This is a genomic window from Pseudanabaena biceps PCC 7429, assembly GCF_000332215.1.
Classification (GTDB): Bacteria; Cyanobacteriota; Cyanobacteriia; order Pseudanabaenales; family Pseudanabaenaceae; genus Pseudanabaena; species Pseudanabaena biceps.
Genome location: NZ_ALWB01000218.1, coordinates 1 through 9,312, shown reverse-complemented (window position 1 = coordinate 9,312; position 9,312 = coordinate 1). Strand labels below are relative to the sequence as shown.

Below are 9,312 nucleotides of genomic sequence, written 5' to 3'. Positions count from 1 at the left end.
ATTATCCCGAACTCACGTTAAGCATAAGTAAACTTAAAACCTAGAAGAGAGTACCGCCCGCGTAGCGGGCGGTACTCTCTCTGGTTTTGGTTTTTAATTATGCTTAACTGCTTATATGACCAAAGAAGCTGCCTAGGCAGCTTCTTTGCTAATCTCCATTCAGTTGCAAAATTGCCATAAACGCTGCTTGTGGAACTTCTACAGTTCCAATCGACTTCATCCGTTTTTTACCTTTCTTTTGCTTCTCTAACAATTTCTTCTTCCGCGAAATATCGCCGCCATAGCACTTACTCAATACATTCTTGCGCAAAGCTGAAATATTTTCACGGGCAAGAATCTTAGAACCGATCGCCGCTTGAATGGGGATCTGGAACTGTTGCTTGGGAATCAATTCCCGCAGTTTCGACACAAGCGCCCGACCGACATTGTAGGACTTGTCGCGATGGACGATACAAGCCAAGGCATCCACAGGCTCCTCATTCACGAGAATATCCACAAGGACGAGATCGTTAGGACGATAGCCGATGACTTGATATTCCATGCTGGCATAGCCCTTCGTGCGGGACTTCATCTGATCAAAGAAATCCGTCACCATTTCCGCTAAGGGTAGTTCGTAAATCAGGGTGGCTCGTTCCGTGGTGATGTACTTCGTATCCACAAATACGCCACGTCTTGCCACACATAACTCCATCAATGTACCGATGTAAATTTGGGGAGTCATAATTTCTAGCTTGACATAGGGCTCCTCGATCGATTGCCTTGCGTTGGGTGGCGGCAACTCACTCGGATTGTCCACCATTAAAATTTCGCCCGTGTTGGTAGTGACTCGATAAATTACCGATGGTGCTGTCACAATCAGATCGAGGTTGTACTCGCGTTCGAGCCGCTCCTGCACGATCTCCATATGCAGCATCCCCAAAAATCCGCAACGGAACCCGAAGCCCATCGCGTTTGAGGTTTCGGGTTCGTAGTTGAGTGCTGCGTCGTTGAGCTTGAGCTTGGTTAAAGCTTCACGTAATTCCTCAAACTGATCGGCATCTGTGGGAAACATCCCGCAGAAAACCATGGGCTTGGCTTCTTCATACCCAGGAAAGGGCTCAGGCGCAGAGTCGATCGCGGAGGTAATCGTGTCACCGACCCGCGCATGGGCAACCATCTTGATCGCCGCCGCTAGATAACCCACCTCACCCGCATGTAGTTCGTCAACTTGGATTTGCCCAGGAGCTAATATACCGAGTTCATCGATGACATATTCCTGTCCCGAAGCCATAAACTTAACGCGATCGCCTTTTTTGACTGTGCCATCCATCACTCGAAAGTAAACAATTACCCCTCGATAGGCATCGTAGTAGCTATCAAAGATCAAAGCACGTAAAGGCTGATCGACCGTATCCTTGGGGGGTGGAACTTTTAAAACGATCGCTTCAAGGATCTCACGAATCCCGATCCCCTGTTTTGCCGAGGCATGAATTGCATCCGAACAGTCTAAGCCAATTAATTCCTCAATCTCATGGGCAATGCGATCGGGATCGGCTCCTGGTAAATCGATCTTATTTAAAACGGGGACAATTTCGAGATCGTTTGCCAGAGCCAAGTAAACATTAGCCAGAGTCTGCGCCTCTACGCCCTGCGATGCATCTACTACCAGCAAAGCCCCTTCACAAGCCGCTAAACTCCGCGACACCTCGTAGGAAAAGTCCACATGTCCTGGGGTATCAATCAAATTAATCGTGTATTCATCACCATTGAGAGCCTGATAGCGCATCCGCGCCGCTTGCAATTTAATTGTAATTCCCCGCTCTCGCTCTAGGTCCATGTTGTCGAGAAACTGCGCTTTCATATCCCGATCCGCCACTGTGCCTGTAAATTGCAACAAGCGATCGGCAAGCGTAGACTTACCATGATCGATATGGGCAATGATTGAAAAGTTACGAATGCGGGAGACGGGTACGTTGGTCATAAATATCAAAACTAAATATCAAAACTAAATATCAAAACTAAATATCAAAACTAAGTATCAAAACTAAATATCAAGACTAAATAAGTAAGTGATAAGTAAGTGGGCTTAATTAAATATAAAACTCTAAAACCTGTAGCGCACGCTGCGCGAGCGTCGCAGGTTTTAGCTCTGGATTTTAATTGTGCTGAGGTACTTATCAAAACTAAGTATCAAAATAATCGGGAAAGCAAGCCAAAACAGTAAAGCGACAAAACATGAGAGATAATCCGATCCTACCTTAAAGTAAATTAATGTAAACAACTATCAAAGGTGAGGACAATTAAGTTAGCCAAATAAAACCCTAAAAAACCCTAAAAGCTTACTCAGACCATTAGTACAGTACCTTAAATCTTTAGGTAAAACCAAGCAAAGTGTTACATTGTCTGGATTTGAGCCTAATATCGACATAAAGAGCTATATTCCAAAAAATCTCTTCTCAAAAATTGTGTTTAGGGTTAATGTACAAGAGCTAGTAAACTGAATGAGATTTTGCCAAATTTTATGAGCTAAGTTATCTAACTTCTCATATTACTAGGTTGTATGAGTAATAATAGCTATAGTAGTTTCATCTAAAAATTGAAACTGACTTGAAAACTATTCGGGCTAGCCTGTGCCGCAGGGATAGCTAGGCGCTTCTAAGATTAACTATGGTCAATGTAATTCAGTCAATGTAATTCAACCTAGCAAAAGATAGGAAGCAACTTCTATGTAAATTCAATTTCATCGTGTACAACAGTTACGCAGGGCAGAGTAAGCAATGAGTATAAGCAATCGAGTTCGACTATATGAACTCTCACGAGAGTTAGACCTCGACACCAAAGATGTAATCGCAGTATGCGAACAGTTAAATATAGTTGTTAAAAGTCATAGTAGTACAATTACAGAATCAGAGGCGGAATTGGTACGCATCAAAGCCCCTCAACAACACCCTAAGACTGCTGATCCCAGAGCTTCTGAAAAGAAATCTGTGACTGCGGCAAAGACCAAAGAATCAGAGGCTCGTACTGCTAAGCAGCAAATTCTTGCCGTTACCAAGCCTACGATTCGTCTGAATACTCCGCCTGTCTCTGGTAATGTAGGAGCAGTACCTCCTCTCACTCCGCCACTTAATTCACCCCCACTTAATTCATCTAGTGCGATCGCTGAGCTTAGCTCAGAACCTCCTGCCAAAACTGCTGTTATTAACCCTTCCTTGCCCATGCCCTCTGCTTCTCCATTAGTTAAGCCTCCGCTTCGTCCCTCTGTCTTAGAGGTCGATCTGCCCGAAACCACCACTGCGTCCAAAATTGAATTGACATCAGAAACAGCATTGACCCCACCAGTAACTCCTAAAACGATCAAAGAACCTCAGCCCACGGCCCCAAGATCGGAATTAATTGCGCCTCCTATCCCTCCCAAGTCCCCAGAAAAGACTGCTTCTGTGGTGATCCCAGTCAAGGCTCCAGTTGAAGAGGCTGCAACAAAGGCAAATCCAGTCAAGCAAGCACCTAAGGAGCCAGCCGTTGCGAAAGAACAGGCCCCAAGAAAGGAGACTCCCAAGGTAGAGCCGCGATCGCAGACCGAAAAGACCGAGCGCCCTCTAGCACCCAAGCAAGCCTTGGTGAGCGTGTCACCACCTCAAGTTAAGTTAAACAAGCCCGTTGCGCCAGAGCGTCCCAAAACGCCTGCGGTCACGCCGAAAGTTATTATTGCGCCTAAGCCACCTGCCGCCAGACCATCCGATGAGTCACGAGTTTCGGCAAAATCCAACCAGAGTAAGTCTGAACAGGGCAGAGTTGCGGCAATTGCCGCAGAGGGGAATCAAGAAACAGCAAAGGTTAACAAGCCCGAAAGACCAAAGCTCAATAAACCCGTCGAACAACCTGTGGCAGCTCCTGCTGGTGGCAGACCGCAGAGCCGTGGACCAAAATTAGTCAAGGATTCTGTACTAATTGAAAGGGGGATCACTGCTCCTACCGAACCACCCCATAATTTGCGTCCACCGATGCCCACCTTGATGCGTGCTCCCGAAAAGCCCGTCATTGCCGATAAAACTGGCAAAAAGCCTGAAACCGTAGGTGGGTTTGCCCCCGTATTGCCTGAGCTTTTAGAAAAGCCAACCTTACCGAATAAAGCCAACAAGCGTAAGGGCAAGTCCAAGGAAGAAGAGGAAAAAGATCTTCTTGAGCTAAAAGAAAAGAATCGTCTCAACAAACCCAAGCGCTATCTGCGTGACTTTGCTGATGATGATGACGATGCTGCCGATCTTGAGGCAGCTAACGAGCTTGCACAGATCAGTCTGTCCCTAGCTCGTCCTGCGGCTCGTCCTAAGGCGATCGCCGTGCCATCGAAGCCAACTATGGCGGCAGATATTAAACCAACACAAAAGGGTAGAAAATCTGCACCTAGCCGCGATCGTCGCCACCAACAAGTCGAGGTCATTCCTGAAAAGCCCACTTCTGTTGAGATCGAAGAGGGCATGACCGTAGCCGTACTTGCTAAGCGTCTAGTCCTTTCTGAGACAGAGGTAATTCGCACCCTATTCATGAAGGGGATCATGGCGAATATTAACCAGACTCTTGATGTCGGTACTGCCAAGATGGTAGCGGCAGAATTAGGTTATGAGGTACATGATCCTGAGGTCGTAGAGCTAGCGCTCAAGACGGAAATGATCGATGTTGGCGACCTTGATAAGCTTCAACGTCGTCCTCCCGTGGTAACCATCATGGGGCACGTTGACCATGGTAAAACCACATTGCTGGATGCCATTCGTAAGAGTAAGGTGGCTCAAGGAGAAGCAGGTGGTATTACCCAGCATATTGGTGCATACCACGTTGATGTCGAACATAACGGTCAGAAACAACAGATCGTCTTCCTCGATACCCCTGGTCACGAAGCCTTTACCGCCATGCGTGCGCGTGGTACGAAGGTTACTGACATTGCCGTACTGGTTGTTGCTGCCGATGATGGAGTCCAACCCCAGACCATCGAAGCGATTAGCCATGCCCGTGCTGCGAAAGTGCCAATTGTTGTTGCCATTAACAAGGTTGACAAGATCGAGGCTCAGCCCGATCGCATTCGTCAAGAATTAACGGAATATTCCCTTGTTGCGGAAGAATGGGGTGGCGATACCATCATGGTTCCCGTCAGTGCGATCAAGCGTGAGAATCTTGATACCTTACTGGAAATGATCTTGCTGGTTGCTGAAGTTGAAGACTTACAAGCTAACCCCAACCGTACTGCTAAGGGCACGGTCATTGAAGCTCACCTCGATAAGGCTAAGGGACCTGTAGCCACCTTGCTCGTCCAGAACGGTACGTTGCGTGTTGGTGACATCTTCGTAGCTGGTGCTGCCTTTGGTAAGGTAAGGGCGATGGTTGACGATCGCAGCGTGCGCGTCGATAAAGCTTCGCCATCCTTTGCCGTCGAAGTCCTCGGACTGGGCGATGTCCCTGCGGCAGGTGATGAGTTTGAAGTCTATCTAGACGAAAAACAAGCTCGCGCGATCGCTGATCAACGCACCATGGATCAACGCCAAGCCCGCTTGGTGCAGGCAATGGCTTCCCGCCGTGTCACCCTCGGTACTTTGTCCGAGAAGGTGAAGGAAGGCGACCTCAAGGAACTCAATATCATCCTCAAGGCGGACGTACAAGGCTCCCTCGAAGCAATTCTTGGCTCTTTGGCTCAACTACCTCAACGCGAAGTCCAACTCCGCATCCTCCTCTCTGCTCCTGGGGAAATCACCGAAAACGATATTAGTTTGGCAGCAGCTAGCTCGGCGGTCGTGCTTGGCTTTAACACTACGATGGCTCCTGGAGCAAGACAGGCTGCTGACGATCTTGGTGTTGACTTCCGCGATTACAACGTCATCTATAAGCTCTTGGAAGATATCCAAGATGCGATGGAGGGCTTACTCGATCCTGAAATGGTCGAGGAGTATCTCGGTCAAGCCGAAGTACGAGCGATCTTTACAATTGGTAAGGGTGCTGTGGCTGGTTGCTATGTCCAAAATGGCAAGCTGGTTCGCAACTGTAATGTCCGCGTCAAACGTGGCAATGAGGTTGTCCATGCAGCCGTACTTGACTCGCTGCGAAGGGTTAAGGACGATGCCAAGGAAGTCGCCGCTGGATTTGAATGCGGTATCTCCCTTGCTAAATTCACCACATGGAAAGAAGGCGATACTATCGAAGCCTTCCGCATGGTCACCAAGCGTCGTACGCTAGCTACTTCTTAATAAATAAAAAAGCGCCCTTAGGGCGCTTTTTTATTCTGGTAATTCAATTTCTACTTTACCGCCTTCTACAGCGCGAATTCGTAAGTCATAACCATAAAGTAAGCTCATCCCAACTAAGGGATCTGTTTCTGCTTCATTGACTGGAATAGTTCGGTATTGACCATCCCAAATGATTGTTGCTGCATAAACCTCAAAGGTCACTTCACTGCCATCACCTAAAGTCCCCCGATCAACCCCTGTCCAAGGTAAGTCTAAAGCTTCAATAATTTCATTTGGTAAGCTTAAGTAACCTGTATAGCCTGTATCAATAACGGCATCAATCAGTTTGGTCTGTTTCTTTTCGTTGATGATGACTAGTGGAATTGTTGCTTCACAGCTTTGATTAACTACACCATGAATCATATCGTCTTTTTTAGGCTCCTTGCGCCAAAGCGATGAACGGCTCTATGTCCAATGCGAACGATCCAAGGTTGAGCATCAGGAATGCGTTTGAATAGGCTACCTGTTGCGGTCAATATTTCATCGGCAACTTCAAAGGCTCCTGTTTCAATGTCAATGGCAACAATTTTGCCATAATTACCCGTTTCGACTTGTGGGCGCACCTGAGTTTCATAAATCTCATCGCCACGCCTAGCGATTTCTTCTTTGCTATATCGAGGGTGTCTTACTGCCATGATTGTTAGTTTTGTGAGATCGAGCTATTTTTTAAGTCTCTGTAAATAGTTTAGCTAAAATATCTGAGATTTCTTTTAAAGATTCAGACTTATTTGCAATTAGCCATTCCGTCAGTTTTACAGAATCTCTAGTTTTTGAAAACTCTACTCTGCTTTCTGTTAACTTTAAAAATATGTCTTTTAGCGTATTTGCACCATCAATTAAACTACCATCTGACGAGCCTTTTTTGCAGTTAGCTTTTTTACATTCTTCTAGAATTGCATCAACATCTGAAACTGTAATTACTTTCTCTTGACCTTGATCTAATTCATTAATAACACTTGCTATAGCGTCAGAATCTAGTAAATAGTTTTCATACATACGACGAGGTAAAAATTCAACTGGATTTGAGCTTCGCTTTCGTAAATCTCCCATTTGTTGTTCATTACGCTCTTCTTTATCAAACACAAAACCTATTGCTGGTGGAAATAGATTGTGACTGCCACTTAATTTATCGTAAACGTCAAAAATAATATGTGCGCGTTTACCTTCTAGATCACCAGTATTTTTAACAGCAAGAATCTGAATTCCTCTTAGAGATTTATTAAGAATTTTGGTGATAATTTGCGGATAACATTTTTCCTCTGTTGGACCTTCAACCCATAGTATTTTATCCATGCCAAATACATCAGACAGCCTAACTCCTACCTCATCCAAAAGATATCTCAACTCTTTTGTATCCTTTGAATCCATTGTAAATACCTTTGTTTCACAATCCTCAGTATATTTGAGCATTGTAATAGTCGCTGGTTCGGCAGCAGCAATTATCGTTGGTGAATGTGTAGAAATAATATACTGATGTTCTTGAAACCTTTCATCTTTACCTAATTCTTTGAGAATTTCTATAAGTTTCTTTGCTGCCCCAGGGTGTAAGAAAGATTGAGGTTCATCAATGATAATTATTCTTGGATGATTTGCTGTAAGCACAACAAATAAAATTGATAAAACCTGACCAATTCCTGTCCCACAAGCAGACAATGGGAAAGATAAATCATCTCTCATTGTTGACGGATCAACATGCCAAACCTTGATCTCAATATTTTGTCCTTGCGAAATAGAAATCTGTTTAATCTGAGGAAATATTATTGATACATAACGGTTAAATAGATTAAATAATTCTGGATTATTACCCTGCAACATACCAAGTGCCTCTGGCAGATTTGAAGCATTAGTTAAAAGCTCAGGATTATATGACCTATCACATCTACCAACGTTTAGACGCTCTGCAAGAAATCTATAGATTCGTTTTTGAGCAACTTTTAAAAAACTTGCAAAAGAATTTTGTGACAACATAAATCCTGTATAAGATGCACACGTAACCCAATTCCCAATTTGATTTGGATCTGGGATAACCTGAAAATGAGGGCATCCGCCGCTAATTATGGGGACTGTTGCATATAAATCGAAACTTGGCTTTTCATTATTATCATTGCAAAAAAAATGTAACTGACCAGATACAGATGTACTGAAAGTTTGCTGTTTGGGATTATCTAACCATGATCTAAATAGAGATATTGCTTCACTTACACCTCCTAAAGAATTAGGAATTATATATGGGGTTGAGATTTGCGCTGCAATTTCTTCAAACTCTGAATCTATAATATCTAGACTGAAATGCACCTGTGATTGTGGTTTTAGTAATGATGATTTTGCTGGTAGCGTACTAAGACTTTTGTGAGGAGTATCGTTAAATTCAAGCGTCAAAGCTTCAAGCAAAGCTGTTTTACCAGCACTGTTTTGTCCCGTAATAATATTTATACCTGCTCGAAACTCCATCCATCCAGAATCACGAAAAGATTTATAGTTTAAAACTTGAACTTTTGAAATGAGCATAAAAGTACTGGTTTAGTGAATAAACAATAAATGATTTTCTTAACTTTACTAAGACTATAAAATTTATACCTTAGGCTATTGAAATATAATATTTATCGTAGATTGTCGTCAAAAATAAACTACTCCTATTGAGTCCTCTTTACAATCGCTTGAGATTTAGAAAGATACAATAGATATTTCAATCAACTCATAGTGGCTGAATAATGCTTCTGTTGAAATTGCATTTCCAAATTAAATATCTCACCGAAGGTTTGCGCGATCGCCTTAGCTATAATGAGGAGGGATACCTATCGATCGCAGTTTCGATTAAATACACAATACTAGCGGAATATTAGCTAGCGATCGCTATTTGAGAAAGAGCTTACAGCCTATTGAGGAATTAAGGGGTACAAATAGCAGCATTTGGAAAACCAGTTTGAGAAGAAAGATTTATCGAGCAAAAGAAAGAATGTTTTACAAGACAATCTGGATGAACAAGTAAACAATGCGGTTTAAATTTGCGAACAAAGGACTTGAGTACCGACCAAAGCATTTCAATGGGATTAAAATCAGG

The 9,312-nt window shown here is 43.8% G+C and carries 6 protein-coding genes; 2 read left to right on the top strand and 4 right to left on the bottom strand.

Annotation, left to right across the window (positions count from 1 at the left end; all coding sequences use genetic code 11):
• Positions 1-148: 148 nt before the first annotated feature.
• Entirely contained in the window at positions 149-1,960 is a 1,812-nt protein-coding gene (gene lepA / locus PSE7429_RS18745; RefSeq protein WP_009628901.1) for a translation elongation factor 4, read from the bottom strand.
• Positions 1,961-2,756: 796 nt separating this feature from the next.
• On the opposite strand from lepA, the gene infB reads away from it, so the two are divergent.
• Positions 2,757-6,212: a translation initiation factor IF-2 gene (infB, locus tag PSE7429_RS18740; protein ID WP_009628900.1), complete on the top strand. Its 3,456-nt coding sequence runs from the start codon at positions 2,757-2,759 to the stop codon at positions 6,210-6,212.
• A gap of 30 nt (positions 6,213-6,242) precedes the next feature.
• On the opposite strand, the gene PSE7429_RS18735 is transcribed toward infB, so the two are convergent.
• From PSE7429_RS18735 to PSE7429_RS18725, 3 genes are read right to left on the bottom strand one after another with little or no spacing between them, the layout of a single operon-like run.
• Entirely contained in the window at positions 6,243-6,614 is a 372-nt protein-coding gene (locus tag PSE7429_RS18735; protein ID WP_009628899.1) for a clan AA aspartic protease, read from the bottom strand.
• Positions 6,611-6,886: a hypothetical protein gene (locus PSE7429_RS18730; protein ID WP_009628898.1), complete on the bottom strand. Its 276-nt coding sequence runs from the start codon at positions 6,884-6,886 to the stop codon at positions 6,611-6,613. The genes PSE7429_RS18735 and PSE7429_RS18730 overlap by 4 nt, the downstream gene beginning before the upstream one ends.
• A 31-nt stretch (positions 6,887-6,917) precedes the next feature.
• The gene (locus tag PSE7429_RS18725) at positions 6,918-8,759 is read right to left on the bottom strand and encodes an ATP-dependent nuclease (RefSeq protein WP_009628897.1); all 1,842 of its coding nucleotides are present in this window, start codon (positions 8,757-8,759) and stop codon (positions 6,918-6,920) included.
• Between the two features lie 203 nt (positions 8,760-8,962).
• Between PSE7429_RS18725 and PSE7429_RS27625 the strand changes: the two genes are divergently transcribed.
• Positions 8,963-9,094 carry a hypothetical protein gene (locus tag PSE7429_RS27625; RefSeq protein WP_009628896.1) on the top strand — a complete coding sequence of 44 codons (132 nt, stop codon included), beginning with the start codon at positions 8,963-8,965 and terminating at the stop codon, positions 9,092-9,094.
• Positions 9,095-9,312: the final 218 nt, after the last annotated feature.